This is a genomic window from Paraburkholderia sp. BR10937 (assembly GCF_040965695.1).
Classification (GTDB): Bacteria; Pseudomonadota; Gammaproteobacteria; order Burkholderiales; family Burkholderiaceae; genus Paraburkholderia.
In genome coordinates this window covers 66079-84594 of sequence record NZ_JBFRCL010000038.1, presented here as the reverse complement: position 1 = coordinate 84594, position 18516 = coordinate 66079, and the positions used below count along the sequence as shown (strand labels likewise).

Genomic DNA, 18516 nt, shown 5'->3' with positions numbered 1-18516 from the left:
GCCAACCCGCGAATATCAGTGTGATCGACCGTCGAGATTTACTGCTACGTCGCCCTCAGGAAATTCACATGACATGTACTCGAGAAGCAGAAAACCGATCCCCATTGACTCGTGAAGTCATATCAGTTCGCGGACACGCTCCACGGTCTCGTCTCCATGTCATGCGCGGCCCCAGTCATGCTGCCGAGCGCTGCCTCCACGCGCCTGACGAGCGACATCAGCCGGGGGGCGATGTCGTCGGTCAGCTGGTTGCCGCTGATGTTGAACACTGCAATCGAACAGCTAAAAACCCAATACTCGTCGTCGATCGGGGCGGACAACGGAATCGCCACCGAATGGATCTCGCGCTGCATGTCGCCGTGCGAGAGCGTGCAGCCGTGCGCGCGCAACTCCTGTTGCGCCAGCGCGAGGCGCTGCGCGAGCAACTCGCCCTTGGCGGGGTCGCGCGCGAGCGTGTCCTGCAGGTACTGCTCGCGCTCGGCGCCCGGCACGGTCCACAGATACGCGCGGCCCGACGCCGTGCGCGAAAGCGAGAGCCGCGTGCCCGTTTCCGAGCGATACACCGCGCTGCCTTCGCCCTGAATCACCTCCGCGTACGCCATGTTCAGGCGGTAGCCCACCGCGAGCGTCACCTGGCCGTGGCAGTAGTCGGCCAGCTCCTGCATCATCGGCCGCGCGATCTGCCGGATCGTCATGCGGCCGAGCGCCGGGGCGGCGAGGCTCAGCATCTCCGTGCCGAGCACATACTTCGAAATGCGCTCCGAATAGCGCAGCAAGCCGAACTCCGCGAGCGTGTTGATGAGCCGCAGCGCCGTGGGCTTGGGCAGCCCCGTGCGCTCGACCAGATCGCGCGCCGACAACTCCGCGTCCCCCATCGAAAAGCACTGCAGGATCCGGATGCCGCGCGCGAGCGCGCTCACGAGCTGCGAGTCGGCGGCGTCGTCGGTGCGGGAGTTGGCCTGTTCGTTCATGTCGGGTCCTTCGTCGGGGTAAGGTCGCGGCGCGCCGGTGCGGCTAGCGGCAAACCCCGGATTCTAGCTTTCTGCCGCACGCCGGAACAATTTTTTAAGACGCCTGGTTCATTTTTTCGCCTTCGTGATGCCGCGCCGCTCACAGCCACGTGTTGATGTCTCCTTTTTCGACATCTGGGGATCGAGTCGTCCAAACAGTGTTGCGGATCGTGATCCGGAAATCAATAAAAATGAACCTAAAGTACCGAAATATGTTTACCACTATTGAAATAGTGGGCCGATTAGGTGTATTTTGAGCCAAGTGATTCATTTTTTTGACACTTCAAACCGTTGAGAGAACCATGACCAACAGCGCGGTAATCGTCGACGCAGTGCGCAGCCCGATGGGCCGGACCAAGGCGGGCGGTGCGTTCGTCGACCTGCATCCCGTGGATCTGCTCTCGCAGGTCCTGCAGCAACTGATCGTGCGCAACGACCTCGACCCCGGCAGCGTGGACGACGTAATGATCGGCTGCGTGAGCCAGGTGGGCGAGCAGGCCTCCACGCCGGGCCGCCTCGCGTGGCTCGCGGCGGGCTTTCCGCAGCACGTGCCGTCCACCACCATCGAGCGCAAGTGCGGGTCGAGCCAGCAAGCCATCCATTTCGCGGCGCAGGCGATCATGGCGGGCGTGAACGAGATCGTCGTGGCCGGCGGCGTCGAGTCGATGAGCCGCGTGCCGATGGGCTCTTCGCGCATCGGCCGCGATCCGTACGGCGCGCTGTACCACGCGCGCTATCCGGAAGGCATGGTCGGGCAGGGCGTGAGCGCCGATCTCGTGGCGCAGAAGTGGGCGCTCACCCGGGAGGCGCTCGACAGCTACTCGGCCGAGTCGCACCGTCGCGCCGACGCCGCGCGCGCCGCGGGCCAGTTCGCGCGCGAGATCGTGCCGATCGATGTGCCGGGTCCTGAAGGCGTGCGTCGCGTGGATCTCGACGAAACCATCCGCGCCGGTACGACCGTCGAGCGTCTCGCGGGCCTCGCGCCTTCGTTCGAGAGCGCCGAGCTCGCGGCGCGCTTTCCGGGTATCCGCTGGAACGTCACGGCGGGCAACGCCTCGCAAATCTCCGATGGCGCATCGGCGCTGCTCATCATGAGCGAGCAGAAAGCGGCGCAACTGGGATTGAAACCGCGTGCGCGCATCGTGGCGTTCGACGTCTGCGGCGACGATCCGCTGATGATGCTGACCGCCCCCATTCCTGCCACGCAACGCCTGTTGAAGAAACGCGGTCTCGCCATCGACGATATTTCGCACTTCGAAGTCAACGAGGCGTTTGCCGCCGTGCCGCTCGCCTGGCAGAAGGCGCTGGGCGCGGACGCGGCGCGGCTGAACCCGGCTGGCGGCGCGATCGCGCTTGGACATCCGCTTGGCGCCTCGGGCGCGCGCCTCATGACCACGATGCTCAATTCGCTCGAAGTGAGCGGTGGCCGCTACGGCCTGCAGACGATGTGCGAGGCGGGCGGCATGGCCAACGCGACGCTCATCGAACGCCTCTAAAGCGTGACCACGAACAACGACGGAGAAACGACACATGGACGAACAGAACAAATTCGCCGGCACGGTGGCGGTGGTGACGGGCGGCGCTTCGGGGCTCGGCCTCGCGAGCGCAAAGCGGCTGCTGGCAAAAGGCGCACAGGTCGTGATCGCCGACCTCGCCGGCTCGCGCGGCGCGGCCGTGGCCGATGAACTCGGCGCGCACGCGAGCTTCGTGCCCGCCGACGTGACGAGCGCCGACGACATGAACGCCGTGTTCGAGGCGGCCACGAAGCGCGGCACGCTGCGCTCGCTCGTGCATTGCGCGGGCCGTGGCGGCGCGGTGCGCCTGATCGAGAAGGACGGCTCGCCGGGTTCGCTCGAAGCCTATGAGAACGTGGTTCGCGTGAATCTCTTCGGCACCTTCAACGCGCTGCGCCTCGCGGCGGCGGTGATGGCGCGCAACGAGCCCGATGCGGGAGGCGAGCGCGGCGCGTGCGTGCTCACAGCTTCGGTGGCGGCGTACGAAGGGCAGATCGGGCAGGTGCCGTATGCGTCGTCGAAGGCGGGCGTGGTGGGCATGACGCTCGTGGCCGCGCGCGACCTGGCGAGCAAGGGCATCCGCGTGTGCACGATCGCGCCTGGCCTGTTCGACACGCCGCTGCTCGCGCGCCTGCCCGAGGAGATTCGCGAATCGCTCGGCCGCATGGTGCCGTTCCCGCCGCGACTCGGTGAAGCCGACGAATTCGCCGCGCTCGCGCTGCACATTCTCGAGAATCCGATGCTCAACGGCGAGACCATCCGCCTTGACGGCGCGATTCGCATGCAGCCGCGCTAAGTGAGGCCGACCATGAGCGACGAATTGCTGATCGAGTCCCGCGACGGCATCCAGATCCTCACGATCAACCGTCCCGAGGCGCGCAACGCCTGCACGAAGGCGGTAGCCGAAGCGCTAGCCGCGGCACTCGACGAACTGGAGCAGCGCGACGATCTGCGGCTCGCCATCATCACCGGCGCGGGCGGCACGTTTTGCGCGGGCATGGACCTGAAGGGCTTTCTCAAAGGCGAAAGGCCGAGCCTGCCGGGCCGCGGCTTTGCCGGGCTCACTGAAGCGCCGCCGGGCAAGCCGCTGATTGCGGCGGTCGAAGGCTACGCGCTCGCCGGCGGCTTCGAAGTCGTGCTCGCGAGCGATCTCGTCGTCGCCGCGAATAACGCGCAGTTCGGTCTGCCCGAAGTGAAGCGCGGGCTATGCGCCGCAGCGGGTGGATTGTTGCGTCTGCAACAGCAGTTGCCGGAGCGCATCGCCATGGAACTCGTGCTCACGGGCGACATGTTCGGCGCGCAACGGGCCTTCGAGTTCGGTCTCGTCAACCGTCTCACCGCGCCGGGCGAAGCGCTGGCGGGCGCGCTCGAACTCGCGCAGAAGATCGTGGCGAACGGGCCGCTCGCGGTGGCGGCGAGCAAGCGCGTGATGCGCGAGTCGCGCGACTGGTCCAGTGCCAGGATGTTCGCGCGTCAGCGCGAGATCACGGACCCGGTGTTCGCTTCCGCCGACGCGCGAGAGGGCGCGGCGGCGTTTGCGGAGAAGCGCAAGGCGGTGTGGCAGGGGAAGTAGGGCGGCCCTTGCGTCAGGCGTGCGTGAGCGTTCTTCGCAGGGCCGCGAAGAACAGCTCCGACTGCAATCGCTCGCCCTGAACCTGATCGGCCACGCGCTGGGCGAGATCGGCGGCCACGGGCCGCAACGCGCGCCCGGTGGAGCCCGCGAGCACCTGCGCGGCGCAGGCGCGCTCCAGGTAATAGAGGTCGTCGAACGCGTAGTCGATGCGCTCGCCGCACACCACCACGCCGTGGTTGCCGAGGAAGCCGATATCCTTGCCGTCGAGCGCATGCGCAATGCGCTCGCCTTCCTCGGGGCCGAGCGCGAGCCCGTTGTACTCGCGGTCGAGGGCGACGCGGCCGTGATAGCGCATGGCGTTCTGCGACAAGGTCGTGTCGAGCCCGCAGTCCTCCGTGAGCGTGAGGGCGGTCGCGTACGGCATATGGGTATGCAGCACGCAGGCCTTCTTTGCGATGCCGTGGATGGCGGCGTGAATGAACATCGCCGTCGGCTCCACGGCATGGCGGCCCGCCATGACGTCCCCCTGTGCGTCGACGATGACGATATCGTCGGCCATCACCTCGCTCCACATCAGGCCGCGCGGGTTCAGCAGAAAGAGGCCGTCTTCGCCGGGAAGCGCGACGCTGAAGTGATTGCAGACGCCTTCACCGAGCCCGAAATGCGCAGCGGCACGCAGCGCGAGCGCGAGGTCCGCGCGCAGCGTCGCGATTTCCGGGTGATGGAACAAATCTTCGCTTTCAATGGCTCCAGCATGATGTACTGCGTTGCTCATGGATCGTGGCTCCTGTTGTCCAAATGACCGCGTTGCGTCTGCGTCGCAACCCGCGTTCCTCATTCGCCGTCCAGCGCGAGCGGCACTTCGAGCCCCACCTTCACGCGGCTCATGCTCACCAGCGTCTTGAACCGCTTCACGTTGTTGTTCGAGAAGAATAGCTCGCGCGTGAGTTCCGTGTACTGGTCCATGTTGCGCACCGCGAAAATGAGCACGAAATCCCACTCGCCCGCGACGTAGTAGCACTGCTGAATCTGCGGGCAGCGCTCGAAGGTGCGCTTCATGGCGTCCAACAAGTCGATCTGCTCGCTCTCCACCTCGACAGTCGCGACGATCGTGATGGGATGATCGACCTTCTCGGGCGAGACGATCGCCGCGTAATGGTCGATCACGCCTTCGTCGGCGAGACGGCGCAAACGCCGGTTCACCGCTGCCGTGGAAAGGTTCACGCGTGCGCCGAGTTCGTTTTGCGGAGTCTGGGCGTCGCGCTGGACTTCCATCAGGAGTTTGCGGTCGAAGGAGTCGAGATGTGTCGCCATTTACGCGGAAGCCTGTAAGTCGATATTTTTTTGCGTGACGCGACCGCATTATGAGACTTTTTTACGGGGGCTGCGCAATATCATTTCGACATCGCAAGTCCACCGGAGCCAACCCATGCTGATCGCCAACCCGCGCGCCACGCGCCATGCCTACCCGGAGACGCTCGGGGCCATCCTGAACGTGAAGTCGGGCGACGAGAGCCGGGCATGGCTCGCCAGTTGGGCGTTGATCAGCCCGGAGCCCACGCCGCTCTGGGACCTGAGCGGTGCGGCCGCGCAACTGGGCGTGGCCCGCATCGGCCTCAAGGACGAATCGTTTCGTTCTCCTCTTGGCAGCTTCAAGGCGCTGGGCGCACCGATCGCGCTGATGCGTCTCATCATGCGCCTGTGGCCCCAGCAGGAGATCGATCCTCGCAAGCTGATCGAGGGCCGCTACGGCGAGATGGTCACGAACCTCACCGTCATCAGCGCGACCGATGGCAACCACGGCAAGGCGCTCGCCGCCGCCGCGCAATCGATTGGCTGTAACTGCGTGATCGTGCTGCATGCGAACGTCAGCGCCGAGCGCGAAGCGGCGATCGCCGCGTACGGCGCGCGTATCGTTCGAATCGCGGGCAACTATGACGAATCGGTCGAGCATGCGGCGCAGCTCGCGAAGACGAACGGCTGGCACGTCGTTTCCGATACCTCCTATGACGGCTACGAGGCGATCCCGCGCGACGTCATGCAAGGCTACGGCACCATCGCGGCGGAAGTCATCGAACAGTCCGGCGATGCGTGGACGCACGTGTTTCTGCAGGGCGGCGTGGGCGGTCTCGCGGCCGGCGTGGCCAGCTACCTGTGGGAGCATCAGGGCGCCGCGCGTCCGCGTTTCATCGTGGTCGAACCGCGCCAGGCCGACTGCCTGTATCAAAGCGCCATCGCTGGCTGCGCCGCGAAAGCCACGGGGTCGGTCGATTCCGTGATGGCCGGTCTTGCGTGCGGGGAGACCTCGCCGCTCGCGTGGCAGATACTCGAGCCGTGCGTCGACAACTTCATGCTGATCGACGACGAGGACGCCGTGGAAGCAATGCGCAGCCTCGCCGCCGGCGCGGCAGGCGACGTACCCGTCGTATCGGGCGAATCGGGCGCGGCAGGGCTCGCGGGCCTTGCGAAGCTCATGCGCGAACCCGAACTTGCGCGCGCAGCAGGGCTCGACGCGAACTCACGCGTGCTGCTGATCAGCACCGAGGGCGCCACGGCGCCGGGCGTGTACGCGGAACTGGTCGGCGCGTCTGCGGAAACCGTGGCGGCGCGTCGCGACGCCTGGCTGAGTCAGGTCACGCAGTAACCGAAAAGAGGACACCCACATGGAAAGCACACTGCAAGGCCAACTCAAAAGCTGGCGACAGTATCTGCACCAACGTCCCGAAACCGGCTTCGAGGAGATCCACACCGCCCACTACGTGGCGAACATCCTTGAGACACTGGGTCTCGAAGTGCACCGCGGCATTGGCGGCACGGGGCTCGTGGCGAACCTCACGGTCGGCAACGGCAAGCGCGTGATCGGCCTGCGTGCCGACATGGACGCGCTCAATATCGCGGAGCAGGCGCCGGGCCGCGCGCATGCCTCGTTGAACGCGGGAAAAATGCACGCCTGCGGGCACGACGGCCATATGTCGATGGTGCTCGGCGCGGCGCGGCTGCTCGCCGAGCGGCGCGATTTCGACGGCACGGTGCGGTTCATCTTCCAGCCGGCCGAGGAGCACGGCCGCGGCGCGAAGGCGATGATCGCGGACGGCCTGTTCGAACGTTTCCCCGTCGATGCGATCTTCGGCGCGCACAACATGCCGGGCATGGCCGCCGGCACGTTCGCCACGCGCGCGGGCGGCATCATGGCGAGCGAGGATAACTTCGTCATCCATATCAAGGGACGTGGCACGCACGCGGCGCGCCCGCACATGGGGGCCGATCCGATCGTCATCGCCGCGCAGATCGTGCTCGCGCTGCAGACCATCGTGTCGCGCAATCTCGACCCGGGCTTGCAAGCCGTGATTTCCTGCACGGAATTCATCACCGACGGCATTCGCAATGTGATTCCCTCGAACGTGATCATCAAGGGCGATACGCGCAGCTATTCGAAGGACGTGCAAGCGCTGCTCGAAACCCGCATGCGTGAAGTCAGCGTCGGCATTTGCCAGACGCACGGCGCCGAATGCAGCTTCGAGTACACGCACGAGTTCGCGCCAACGGTCAATTCGGAGCAGTTCGTCGAATTGGCGGTGAGTGCCGCGCGCAACGTGGCGGGAGACGCCGCCGTGGACGCCAACGTGCAGCCGATGATGATCTCCGAGGACTTCGGTGCGTTCCTGCAGGCCGTGCCCGGCAATTTCATCTTCATCGGCAACGGCGACGCGCCGGAACGCGGTGGCGTTCCACTGCACAACGCACGCTACGACTTCAACGACGACATCCTGATGACCGGCGCACGCTACTTCGCGGAAATCGCGCGCCTCGCGTTGGCCGTCGGAACCAACCAATCATGAAGATGCTGAAAACTGAACGGCGAAGTGCTGCTTCGCCAACTGCGCGAACTGGGTGAAATCGGCGCCGATCCGCAAGCGGGCGGGCGCACCCGCATCGCGCTCACCGACGACGAAAAGGCCGGACGCGACCAGGTGGTCGCGTGGATGCGCGAACTCGATCTCGAACTGCGCATCGACCGCATCGGCAATGTGTTCGGCACCCTGCACGCGGGCGACGATGCCGGCTCGCAACGCCCGCTGATGATGGGCTCCCACATCGACACCGTGCGCAACGCGGGCGCGCTCGACGGGTGCTATGGCGGGCTCGCCGTGGTGCGCGCGTTTCGCGAAGCGGGCGTGAAGCCGGGCCGGTCCATTACCGTGGGCGCGTTCACGAACGAGGAAGGCGTGCGCTACCAGCCGGACATAATGGGCTCGCTGGTCTACGCCGGCGGCCTGGCCGTGGAAGCGGCGCTCGATGTGCGCGGCATCGACGGCACGCGTCTCGGCGACGCGGCGGCATTAGCCACAATCCGCGCGAGCACACGGACGACGATCAGCTCATCGACGGCGCGAACGTGCTGCTCGATGTGGTGCTGGAGCGCGTTGGCACGGCGTGAGGCCCGCGTGGTGCGGGATTACGTGCCGACCGCCGCGGCCTCGTCGAGCGCATCGTAGATGCCGATCACGCCCGCGGCGACATTGTTCCAATGATCGATGGCGTGCGTGCCGACCACGTCGTCCCAGAACGACTCCGATCCATATTGAAGACGTTGCGCATGCAGCCGTCTCGTATAGAGCTGCAGGTCGAACTCGGCGGTGATGCCCATCGCGCCCACCAGTGCGTGTGCGCCGTTCGCCACCAGCGGCGCGGCGCGGCTCGCACGCGCCTTCGCAATGGCCGCCGCGATGCGCTGTTCCGACGTGTGGTGTCCCGCGCAGCCCAACTGTGCCGCGACGCGCGTGGCGGCCACGTGCTCGGCCATGACGCTCAACTGCTGCTGCACGGCCTGGAACTTGCCGAGTGAGCGGCCAAACTGCTGGCGGTCGTTCACGTAGCCGAGCGTGATGTCGAACACGCGCTGCATGCCGCCCGCCATCGTGGCGGCCGTGGCGAGCGCGCCCAGCTCGCCCACGCCACGCACCGTGGCGGGCAGCGCGCGTGCCGAGTGTGCGGGATAGCTGAGCGTGGCGTCGAGGCTGTCGCCGTGCGCGCGCAGATCGGCGCTGGCGAGCTCGACGAGGCTCGTTCCACTGGCGGTTTCGACGATGAGCGTCTCGGCGACGAGACCGTAGGGCACGAAGGCCGCGCCGTGCCGCGAGGCGTTGCCAAGCGCGATGGCGATGGGACCGCGCGGCGCTTCCACGCCCGCGCGTGCGAGCAGATCGCGCGCGATCATGGTGTGCGCGGCGGGCAGCGGCAGCGCGTGCGCGCCGAATTCGAACAGCGCGCCCGCGGTGGCGGCGAGGCGCATGCCCGAGCCGCCTTTCTCCTCAGGCACGAGCGCGTCGAGAAAGCCGAGCGCGTCGAGCTGGTCCCACAGGGCGCGTCCCGCGTGGCGGTCGCGCGCCGCTTCCACGGTGCGCACGAATTGCGGCGTGCAGTGACGCGCGAGCACGTGTTGAGCCGATTCGGTCAGCATGTCATCCATGGTGTTCTTCTCCATGTTCGTCGTTCGTTTAGCGCAGCCCGAGGCCGCGCGCGATCATGCCGCGCAGGATCTCGCGCGTGCCGCCGCGCAGCGAGTACGACGGCGCGATCTTCGTCACGTAGTCGAGCGTATCGGCTAGCTCGCGTGTCACGGCCTGCTGCGGATGCGCGCCGAGCGCGTCACCGATCAGCGTGGGCACGCTCTGCTCGAAGCTGGTGCCGAGGTCCTTCACGAGCGCGGCCTGCGTGGCGGGGCTCGCCCCGTCGGCAAGCGCTCCCGTGACGGCCACGGACATGGCGCGCAACGTCGCCAGTTCGGTCACGAACGCCCCGAGTGTCCGGCGCTCGCTTTCGCCGACCGGCGCGTGTGCCGCGCGCGCGGCTTCACGCAGCGTATGCGCCCATTCCTCCAGCAGCACGATGCTCGAATAAATGCGCTCGGGACCGCTGCGCTCGAACGCCAGTTCCGCGGTGACCTGTTCCCAGCCCGCGCCTTCGGTACCGATCAGCGCGTCCTCGGGCAATTCGACATCGTCGAAAGTGACTTCGGAGAAATGCGCGTCGCCGGCTAGGTCGCGAATCGGCGCGACATGCACGCCCGGCAGCGACAGGTCGACGATCACTTGCGAGAGCCCGCGATGCCGGTCCTCGGGCGCGCCCGAGGTGCGCACGAGCGCGATCATGAAGTGCGAATGCGGGGCGTTGGTCGTCCAGATCTTGCGGCCCGAGAGGCGCCAGCCGCTGGCCGTGCGCTCGGCGCGCGTGCGTACGCTTGCGAGGTCGGAGCCCGCGTTGGGCTCGCTCATGCCGATGCAGAAAAACGCCTCGGCCCGGCAGATGCGCGGCAGATAGAACGCCTTCTGCGCCTCGGTGCCGTAGCGTGCAATGAGCGGGCCGCTCTGGCGGTCGGCGATCCAGTGGGCCGAAACCGGTGCGCCGGCCGCAAGCAGTTCTTCCACGAGCACGAAGCGCGCGAACGGGCTGCGCCCGCCGCCGCCGTATTCGCGCGGCAGCGTGAGGCCCAGCCAGCCTTGCGCCGCGAGCCGGCGGCTGAAGTCGGCGTCGAAGCCGAGCCACGAGCGCGCGCGCACGGCGGACGGTACGCCTTTGAGCGCTTCAGTGAGGAACGCCCGCACCGGCGCGCGCAACGCCTCGTCTTCGGGCGGAATGGTTCGGAGTGTGAAAGGGTCGGTCATAGCGTGTTGCGCTTTACAGTGCAGTTCCTGGCAGTGCGAAGTCATCAGGCGCTTGTGCGCTCATTCGGGGCGGCCTGCGAGCATGCGCTTGACCGTGTACGAGAGCACGAGTTCGTCGCGCTGGTTGAGCACTTCCACGCGGCTCGTGACCACGGCGCGATTGTGCTTCGAGGTGGGCTTCACTTCCTCGACTTCCACCACGCCGTAGATCGTGTCGTTGACGAGCACCGGCGCGTGCGCCTTCATCGAGAACTCGAGCATGGCGAGCCCGGTGCCTTGCACCATGGTCTGGAACAGCAGGCCTTCGATCAGGCCGCTCGTGAGCGCGCCCGGCACGGGGCGCCCGCTCATGGCGCCGTGCTCGAAATGCGCGTCGATGAAGATCGCCTCCAGCATGCCGGTCGCCGAAATGAAATTGACCAGGTCGGTTTCCGTGACCGTGCGCCGGAACGTGCGAAAGCGCTGACCCGCTTGCAGCTCCTGCCAGTAGAAACCGCGTCCGAGCAGTTGGGCGTCCTCGTGTGTCGTCATGCCTGTCTTCCTCCGGTGTGGGATGGCGCGCTGCGCCGGTATCGTGTTCCGATTCTAGAATCGTGTTTCGATATCAGCAACAGAGTTCGAATATCGGAACAGCGTGTTCGACCGATAGCGTGCAGATAACCTTATGTTTATAAGGAATAATTAGCCGAATTCAGGACGCTTTGAGGGTATACGCCAGGCACATACCTCGTTCGATATTCGGAATCCGATGCTACATTCGGAACCCGAGGCCGGCACCCGCCGGCCCGGTAGCCAGAACGATTCGAATAAACCTGAAAACAGGATTCAAGGAGACAAGCTGGATGAACGCCAACCCCGAGATCGCGCAGGCAGGCGCGGCGGCCGCAGCGGCGCCGCGGCGCACGGCCAGCGTAATATTCGCCGGCAGCGTCGGCAACGTGGTGGAGTGGTTCGACTGGTCGGTGTACACGACCTTCGCGATCTACTTCAGCAAGCAGTTCTTTCCCGCCGAAAACGACACCGCCTCGCTGCTCGCGACCTTCGCCGTATTCGCCGTGGGCTTTTTCATGCGGCCGCTGGGCGGCTGGGTGATCGGCGGCTTCTCCGACCGCTTCGGGCGGCGCGCCGCGCTCACGCTCACCATCATGATGATGGCGGGTTCCTCGCTGCTGATTTCCGTACTGCCCACCTACGCGACGATCGGCGTGCTTGCGCCCGTGCTCATGACGGTGCTGCGCATGGTGCAGGGCCTCTCGGTCGGCGGCGAATACGGCGCGGCCACCACCTTCCTTGCGGAATCCGCGCCTGCGAAGCGTCGCGGGCTGTATGGCAGCTTCCTGTTCTTCAGCATCGCGGCGGGCCTGCTGCTCGCTTCTGCGCTCGCCAGCGTGATGACGAACGTGATGTCGAAGGATGCGCTCGTCGCGTGGGGCTGGCGCATCCCGTTCTTCATCGGCGGCTGCGGCTCGCTCGCGGGCTTCTGGATGCGCCGCAACGTGGGCGAAACGCACGCGTTCGAGCAACTGCGTCGTTCGGGCCGTATCGAGCGCCGCTCGCTGTGGTGGACGTGGACGCAACATCGCACCGCCGTGCTGCGCCTCGTGGGCATCAGCGTGCTGGGCGCGTTCAGCTTCTATCTCTTCATCAGCTTCATGCCGATCTACGCGATCCGCCACGCGGGCGCGACGCCGGCCGGCGCCTTTCTGGCGAGCACGCTGAGCATCGCCATCTTCATGATTGCGCAGCCGTTCTTCGGCGCGTTGTCGGACCGCTTCGGGCGGCGTCCGCAGTTGATGGTGTTTGCGGCGGCCTATCTCGTGTTCCTTTATCCGGTGGTGCGCTCGATCGGGCCCAGCGTGACGTCGATGCTGCTCGTCGAATGCTTCGGCCTGCTGACTTACGGGCTCTATTCGGCCATCGCGCCCGCGATCATGGCCGAGTTGTTCTCGACCGCGGTGCGGGGCATCGGCATCGGCGCGGCGTACAACCTCGTGGTCGCCTTGCTCGGCGGCACGACGCCGTATCTCATGACATGGCTGCAATCGCAGCAGCGCGAGGGCTGGTTTCTCGCCTACGTGTGCGCGGGCGCGGCCGTGAGCCTTATCGCTTACTGGCGCATGCCCGAGACGGCGGGCAAGGCGCTCGACTAAGCATGGCGTACACGCAGCGCCGAATGTGCAGTTTCGCAATCCAGGCAGAGGTCATTTCACATGCAGCAGCAGACGAGAGCAGCATCGGCATCGCAGTCAGCGAAAACGCAGACACGACAACAGGCACAGCAAGGCGGCCAGCGCGGCCGGCCGCTGGAAGGCATAAGGGTGCTCGATCTATCCCGCGTGCTGGCGGGGCCGTGGTGCACGCAGAATCTCGCCGATCTCGGCGCGCAGGTGATCAAGATCGAACGGCCCGGTCCGGGTGACGAAACGCGTTCGTGGGGGCCGCCCTACCTGCGCGACGAAGCGGGCCGCGACACCGTGGAGAGCGCGTATTACCAATGCGCGAACCGCGGCAAGCTGTCGATGGCGGTGGACATCGCCGCGCCAGAAGGCGCCGCGCTGATCCGCGAACTCGCGCGTCAGTGCGACGTGCTGGTGGAGAACTTCAAGGTGGGCGGCCTGAAGAAGTATGGGCTCGATTACGCAAGCCTCGCGGCACTCAATCCCGCGCTCATCTACTGCTCGGTTACAGGCTTCGGGCAGAGCGGTCCGCTTGCGCACCGCGCCGGATACGACTTCCTCATTCAGGGCATGGGCGGCCTCATGAGCGTGACGGGCGAGCCCGACGAGACCCCCGGCGGCGGTCCGCAGAAAGTCGGCGTGGCGGTCACGGACCTCATGGCCGGCATGTACGCGACGACGGGCGTGCTCGCCGCCGTGATCGAGCGGCAGCGCAGCGGCCTCGGCCAGCACATCGACATTGCACTGCTCGACTGCCAGCTGGCGATGCTCGCGAACCAGTCGATGAATTACCTCTGCACGGGCGAGGCGCCGCGGCGCCTCGGCAACGCGCATCCCAACGTCGTGCCGTACCAGACCTTCGCGGCCAGCGACGGTCATCTGATTCTCGCGTGCGGCAACGATAGCCAGTTCCGGTCGCTGTGCGGCGCGATGGATCTGAACGCACTCGCGGCGGACTCGCGCTTCGCCACCAACAGCGCACGCAGCGTGAATCGCGCGCTGCTGCTGCCGGTGCTCGAACAGGCGTTCCGCAAGCGCACGCGCGACGCGTGGATCGACGCGCTCGAAGCGTGCGGCGTGCCGTGCGGGCCGATCAACGACGTGGCGCAGGCGTTCGGCTCCGAGCATGCGCGCGCGCGTGAATCCGTGCGCCGCATTGCGCATCCGCTGGCGGGCACGTCGCCGAGTGTGGCGAGTCCGCTGCGCCTGTCGGCAACGCCCGTGCAATACGAGGTGCCGCCGCCCCTGCTCGGCGAGCATACGCGTGAGCTGCTCGACGGTCTGCTCGGGCTCGACGCCGCGCGCATCGACGCGCTGTGCGCGAGCGGGGCGATCGGCGCGAACGCGAGCGTGCGCACGCGCGGCGAGCATGAGGAGGCCGTTTGATCCGGCACCGCGCACACCGCCGCGGCCGGTTCGCATCTCTTTCGGGAGCAGGGCGACATGTATAATTTTTCGCACCGTTCAACCGTCGATCGATCCATGGCGCACCCCCCCGAAGACCGCGATGCGGGCACCAAATCCACCGCGTCGCCCGGGCCGCGCGCGACTACGCGCATCGTGCAGGTGCTGCGCATTCTCGCCGACCATCCGCAAGGCGCCACGCTCACCGAACTCGCGGACCTCAGCGCCACGCCCAAAACGAGCCTCCTCGCGCTGCTGCGCGCACTCACGCATGCGCACTATCTCACGCATGACGGCGGCAAGTACGCGCTCGGCGTGGAAGCGTTCAAGCTCGGCGCAGCCATCGTCGCGCAGCGGCGCTTTCCCGAGATCGCGCGCCCCGTGATGGAGCGCCTCGCGCTCGAAGCAGGCGAAACGATCCTGATCGGTCAACTCGCGAGCGACCGGCCTTCCATGGTCTATGTGATGTCGGCGGAGAGCCGCAGCGCGATCCGCTTCATTGCGGGCATCGGCGAGCGGCGCGAGCTCTTTTCCTCCTCGGGCGGACGCGTGCTGCTGGCCGCGATGAGCGAGGCGCAGCAAACCGAGTATTTCCGCACGGCCGAATTGCGCGCCCATACGCCCGCCACGCGCACGCAAAAGCGCGAGTTGAAGGCGCTTCTCAAGGAAGTGGCCGAGACCGGCGTGGCCGCCACGGTCGAGCAGAGTTCCGCCGACGTGGTGGGCTTTGCCGCACCGATTCGCGACGAGTCGGGTGCAGTGATCGCGGCGCTCGTGATGGGCACGCCGGTCAGCCGCGGCGTGCCGGGCATGGAGCGCTTCAAGGCGCTGATCGCGCGCGGCGCGGCGGAGGTGTCGGCGCTGCTTGGCTATGCGGGGCCTGCTACGCTGGCGTTTTCGAAGCCGCAGAGATAACCCGCCTCGCTTGACCGCACACTGGCTTGGCGCTGGCTGCCTGACCCGAGCCACAGAAACCCGGCGGCCAGCAAGGAACTGACTTCCGCGCTGCGCCAGAACACCGAAAACGCCGCCCAGGGCGAGTGGCTTGCCGCAAGCGCTTCGGAAGTGGCGGCGCAATCCTGTGAACACCTCCCCTTAAACCCGGCTTTTCGAGCGATTAACCGGGAGGGGGTTGCCTGACAATCTCTAGAAACGCGGGGTGGGCTCGCACTTTCTCGAGGCAGATATGTCAAGCAGCATTACGATCACGGACGAACTGGTTGCTGAAATCGCGGACCGGATGGCCGACGAAGGCCAGAAGGTTTCTCCCATGGCCATCTGGTCGGAAGTTCATACCGGCTCGGTGGTCGCAGTGGCTGCCTCGCTGCGCAAGTGGCGCGAAGAGCGTGCGCCGCGCGTGCAGCAGGTCGTCGAGCGCCCCGCGTTGCCGGAAACCGTGACGGACACGATGCGCGACGCGCTCGACCGTCTGTGGACGTCGGCGCAGGACGAGGCCGAGCGCGCCGTGGCGCGCCGCCTGCTGTCGATGCGCGAGCGCGTCGAAGACGCATGCAACGAACGCGACAACGCGCTCGAAGAGCTGCAGAGCACAGTCCAGGAACTCGACGCCCTGCAGGTCCAGCTGGATAACATGACGCGCGCCTACGAGACCAAGCCCAATGACGGGCCGGCTCTCGAGGAAGACATCGCGAGCGCGATCGAGCGCGCCGACGCAGCGGAAAAGCGCGCCGAGGAACTGGCCGAGCGCGTTTCGGCCCTCGAAGCGGAACTGGAGCGCGCGGTCGCCGAACTGGCCGCCGAGCGCGAAGCGCACGCGGCCAAGGCCGCGGAAGCCGAAGCCGCCGCGGCTGCGGCAACCGCAGAGGCGAGCGAGCAGGCCGAGCCGGCAGCCGCGACCGAAAGCGACGCAGCGGAGCGTGCCGCGCGGGAAGCGGCGCACGCGCAAGCGGTTGCGAAGCTCGAGGGCGAACTGGAAGCGATTCGCGCGGCGCTGCAGGCCGAGCAGGAAGCGCACGCGGCCCAGCGTGAACAGGTCGCCGGCGCCCAGGCCGAGCGCGATGCCGCCGCCACCGAACTGCAGAATGCCCAGCAGCAGCTCGCCAGCCTGAGCGACGAGCGCACGGCCGACGCCTCCGAGATCGCCCGTCTCACGGCGAGCCTGACCGAGGCTCAGGAGCGCGCCGACGCCGCGCAGCAGCAAGCGACTGAACTCGCCGAACTGGGCGAATTCGCCAGGGCCGCGGCGTCGAGCGAAGCCGCCGAGGTCTCGGCCGAGGCACAGCCTGCGGCCGCCGATCCGGAAGAAGTCGAGGCGCTGAAGGCCCAGCTTGCCAGCGAGACGGCCAAGCACGCCGCCGCGATTACCGATGCGCGCGAGAACATCAAGCGCTGGTCCGAGTACGCGAACGGACTGAAGCAGCAACTGGCCCAGGCCAACGAAAAGGCGATCGTGGGTCTGGCCCGCAGCGCCGGCGAAGCCTCGCTGAGCCGGCGCCTCGCCGCCGAGCTGGGCCAGGTCGTGCCGGAGCATGAACTCCTGCGCAAGGAGTCCCAGCAGCAAGTGGTCGTCGAGGCGGTCAGCGCCCATCTCGAGCAGCAGGGCTATGCCTATGACGCCAAGACCGGCATGGTGACGAAGCTGAGCACCGAAAACGCGCCGGCCTGAGCGCACCAAAGACCGTCTGTTTGATGGCGCATCGCGAATGCGGTGCGCCGAGCCGTTTCTCCATGCCCGCTGCCTCAGTGCAGCGGTTTTTTTTGCCCTTACCGGCGGATCCACGGCCTGCACGCGCGCCGGCATCGGGACAAATGCCGACTTCCAGCCAGCCGAACGCCCGCTTTCCCGAAAACGAATTGTTGGCTTTGCGCGCCTGAACCACACTGGCACCTGTCCAGTGGCGCGCATATGCGAATCAGGCGCCGCCGCGCAGCACACTCCAAAGCACACAAAAGCCCCCAAGGGCAAAGGAGGAGACATGACGCGAATCAAGACGCAGCACGCGGGCATCGGCAGACCGGGACGCGGACGGCCCGCACCGATGAACCTGCGCGGCGCGCTGGCGGCGGCGCTGGCCATCGCACTCGCGCCGTCGTTCGCGCACGCCACGGAGTGGCGCGTGGGCGTGGAACTGCCGCTTACCGGCGCGCTCGCGCAGGCGGGCACCGAAATGTACCGCGGCATTCAGGTGGCGGCCGACATCTATAACCGGCGCCATCCGCAGGACAAGATCACGCTGGTGGCCGTCGACGACGAATCGAACCCGGCCAAGGCCGTCGCCGCCGTCGAGCAGCTCGCCTCGCAGCACGTGGTCGCGATTGCGGGCGCGGCCAATTCGAACTGTGCCGGCCCGGCGTCGGAAGCCGCGAACAAGGCCGGGCTCGTCTATGTGACCTCGGGCGGCACCAGCGACGACATGGTCACGCGCGGCCTGAAGAACTTCTTTCGCGTGAGCAATACGCCCGGCTACACGAAGGGCATGGTGGGCCTCTTCAACACGCTGGGCGTGAAGTCGGTGGCGATCGTCTACTCGACAAGGGACGCGACGAGCGACCTCGCGAGGCAGCTCGACACGGCGCTCAAAGCGCAGGGCGTGAAGACCTACCTGCATGCCTACGATCCGTCTATCAGCGACTTCAAGCCGCTCATCAACAAGGTCAAGCTGCAGGACAAGCCCGACGCGATGGCGATGATCGGCTACGAGAACGACTACGTGGGCATTCTGCGCGCCTCGCGCGTGCTCAAGCCCGAGCTGAAGGCGATAGCGGCGCCATGGGCGTTCGCGAGCCCGAAGATGGCGCAGTCGTTCCCCGACCTCGTGCCGAACGTGTATGGCGCGACCGTGCTCTCTTCGCCGGCTGACTACCGCTCGGCGGACCAGCGCGACTTCTCCGATACGTACCAGCGGCTCTTCAAGACCGGCTCGAACTATCAGTCGCAGACGTCGTTCGTCTACGCGCAACTGCTGTTCGACGCGATCGCGAGTGCGCAGAAAGCGGGCACGCTCGACAGGGGCGGTCTGGCCGACACGCTGCGCGCCACCCGGCGCGACGACACGTTCATTGGCAAGGTGGCGTTCGACGCGCGCGGCGACAACGCGAACTACGTGGCGCACATGGGCCAGTTCGCGCACGACGGCAAGCTCGCGCTCGTCTGGCCCGCGACCTACGCGACGGCGAAGCCGGTGTATCCGGGCGTGCCGTGGTAACAAAAAC

At 66.7% G+C, this 18516-nt stretch carries 16 protein-coding genes and 1 pseudogene; 11 read left to right on the top strand and 6 right to left on the bottom strand.

The window, feature by feature from the left end; all coding sequences use genetic code 11:
• Positions 1 to 122: 122 nt before the first annotated feature.
• Positions 123 to 971 (bottom strand): IclR family transcriptional regulator, encoded by an 849-nt coding sequence (locus AB4Y44_RS27820; RefSeq protein ID WP_368701382.1) that lies wholly within the window; start codon positions 969 to 971, stop codon positions 123 to 125.
• Between the two features lie 341 nt (positions 972 to 1312).
• Between AB4Y44_RS27820 and AB4Y44_RS27815 the strand changes: the two genes are divergently transcribed.
• From AB4Y44_RS27815 to AB4Y44_RS27805, 3 genes are read left to right on the top strand one after another with little or no spacing between them, the layout of a single operon-like run.
• The gene (locus AB4Y44_RS27815) at positions 1313 to 2506 is read left to right on the top strand and encodes a thiolase family protein (RefSeq protein WP_324161557.1); all 1194 of its coding nucleotides are present in this window, start codon (positions 1313 to 1315) and stop codon (positions 2504 to 2506) included.
• Between the two features lie 34 nt (positions 2507 to 2540).
• Entirely contained in the window at positions 2541 to 3320 is a 780-nt protein-coding gene (locus AB4Y44_RS27810) for an SDR family NAD(P)-dependent oxidoreductase (RefSeq protein WP_368701381.1), read from the top strand.
• Between the two features lie 12 nt (positions 3321 to 3332).
• Complete coding sequence (locus AB4Y44_RS27805) at positions 3333 to 4097, top strand: crotonase/enoyl-CoA hydratase family protein (protein WP_342924935.1); 765 nt, start codon at positions 3333 to 3335, stop codon at positions 4095 to 4097.
• A gap of 13 nt (positions 4098 to 4110) precedes the next feature.
• On the opposite strand, the gene AB4Y44_RS27800 is transcribed toward AB4Y44_RS27805, so the two are convergent.
• Both AB4Y44_RS27800 and AB4Y44_RS27795 read right to left on the bottom strand, forming a co-directional pair.
• A complete protein-coding gene (locus tag AB4Y44_RS27800) occupies positions 4111 to 4872 on the bottom strand; it encodes an aldolase (RefSeq protein ID WP_342924934.1) in 762 nt (253 codons plus the stop codon).
• Between the two features lie 59 nt (positions 4873 to 4931).
• Complete coding sequence (locus tag AB4Y44_RS27795; RefSeq protein ID WP_342924933.1) at positions 4932 to 5411, bottom strand: Lrp/AsnC family transcriptional regulator; 480 nt, start codon at positions 5409 to 5411, stop codon at positions 4932 to 4934.
• Between the two features lie 115 nt (positions 5412 to 5526).
• Between AB4Y44_RS27795 and AB4Y44_RS27790 the strand changes: the two genes are divergently transcribed.
• The 3 genes and pseudogenes from AB4Y44_RS27790 to AB4Y44_RS27780 all read left to right on the top strand — a co-directional run.
• The gene (locus AB4Y44_RS27790) at positions 5527 to 6741 is read left to right on the top strand and encodes a diaminopropionate ammonia-lyase (protein ID WP_368701380.1); all 1215 of its coding nucleotides are present in this window, start codon (positions 5527 to 5529) and stop codon (positions 6739 to 6741) included.
• 19 nt (positions 6742 to 6760) lie between these two features.
• Positions 6761 to 7936 (top strand): M20 aminoacylase family protein, encoded by a 1176-nt coding sequence (locus AB4Y44_RS27785; RefSeq protein ID WP_368701379.1) that lies wholly within the window; start codon positions 6761 to 6763, stop codon positions 7934 to 7936.
• Between the two features lie 12 nt (positions 7937 to 7948).
• Positions 7949 to 8428 (top strand): annotated as a pseudogene (locus AB4Y44_RS27780) (M28 family peptidase); the annotation flags it as partial.
• Positions 8429 to 8553: 125 nt separating this feature from the next.
• Here AB4Y44_RS27780 and AB4Y44_RS27775 read toward each other — a convergent pair.
• From AB4Y44_RS27775 to AB4Y44_RS27765, 3 genes are read right to left on the bottom strand one after another with little or no spacing between them, the layout of a single operon-like run.
• Entirely contained in the window at positions 8554 to 9582 is a 1029-nt protein-coding gene (locus AB4Y44_RS27775; protein WP_368701378.1) for an acyl-CoA dehydrogenase family protein, read from the bottom strand.
• Between the two features lie 13 nt (positions 9583 to 9595).
• Positions 9596 to 10762, bottom strand: a complete 1167-nt coding sequence (locus tag AB4Y44_RS27770; RefSeq protein ID WP_342925387.1) for an acyl-CoA dehydrogenase family protein — start codon at positions 10760 to 10762, stop codon at positions 9596 to 9598.
• Between the two features lie 60 nt (positions 10763 to 10822).
• A complete protein-coding gene (locus tag AB4Y44_RS27765; protein WP_233888092.1) occupies positions 10823 to 11293 on the bottom strand; it encodes a MaoC family dehydratase in 471 nt (156 codons plus the stop codon).
• 311 nt (positions 11294 to 11604) lie between these two features.
• Here AB4Y44_RS27765 and AB4Y44_RS27760 point away from each other — a divergent pair, with 311 nt between their 5' ends.
• The 5 genes from AB4Y44_RS27760 (at position 11605) to AB4Y44_RS27740 (ending at position 18509) form a co-directional block, all read left to right on the top strand.
• Positions 11605 to 12912, top strand: a complete 1308-nt coding sequence (locus AB4Y44_RS27760) for an MFS transporter (protein ID WP_368701377.1) — start codon at positions 11605 to 11607, stop codon at positions 12910 to 12912.
• Between the two features lie 153 nt (positions 12913 to 13065).
• Positions 13066 to 14325, top strand: a complete 1260-nt coding sequence (locus AB4Y44_RS27755; protein WP_368701385.1) for a CaiB/BaiF CoA transferase family protein — start codon at positions 13066 to 13068, stop codon at positions 14323 to 14325.
• A 96-nt stretch (positions 14326 to 14421) separates the two neighbouring features.
• On the top strand, positions 14422 to 15258 hold the full coding sequence (locus AB4Y44_RS27750) for an IclR family transcriptional regulator (RefSeq protein WP_368701376.1): 837 nt from the start codon (positions 14422 to 14424) through the stop codon (positions 15256 to 15258).
• 271 nt (positions 15259 to 15529) lie between these two features.
• A complete protein-coding gene (locus tag AB4Y44_RS27745) occupies positions 15530 to 16969 on the top strand; it encodes a DNA-binding protein (protein ID WP_368701375.1) in 1440 nt (479 codons plus the stop codon).
• A 310-nt stretch (positions 16970 to 17279) separates the two neighbouring features.
• A complete protein-coding gene (locus tag AB4Y44_RS27740) occupies positions 17280 to 18509 on the top strand; it encodes an ABC transporter substrate-binding protein (protein WP_368701374.1) in 1230 nt (409 codons plus the stop codon).
• The last annotated feature ends 7 nt before the right edge of the window (positions 18510 to 18516 follow it).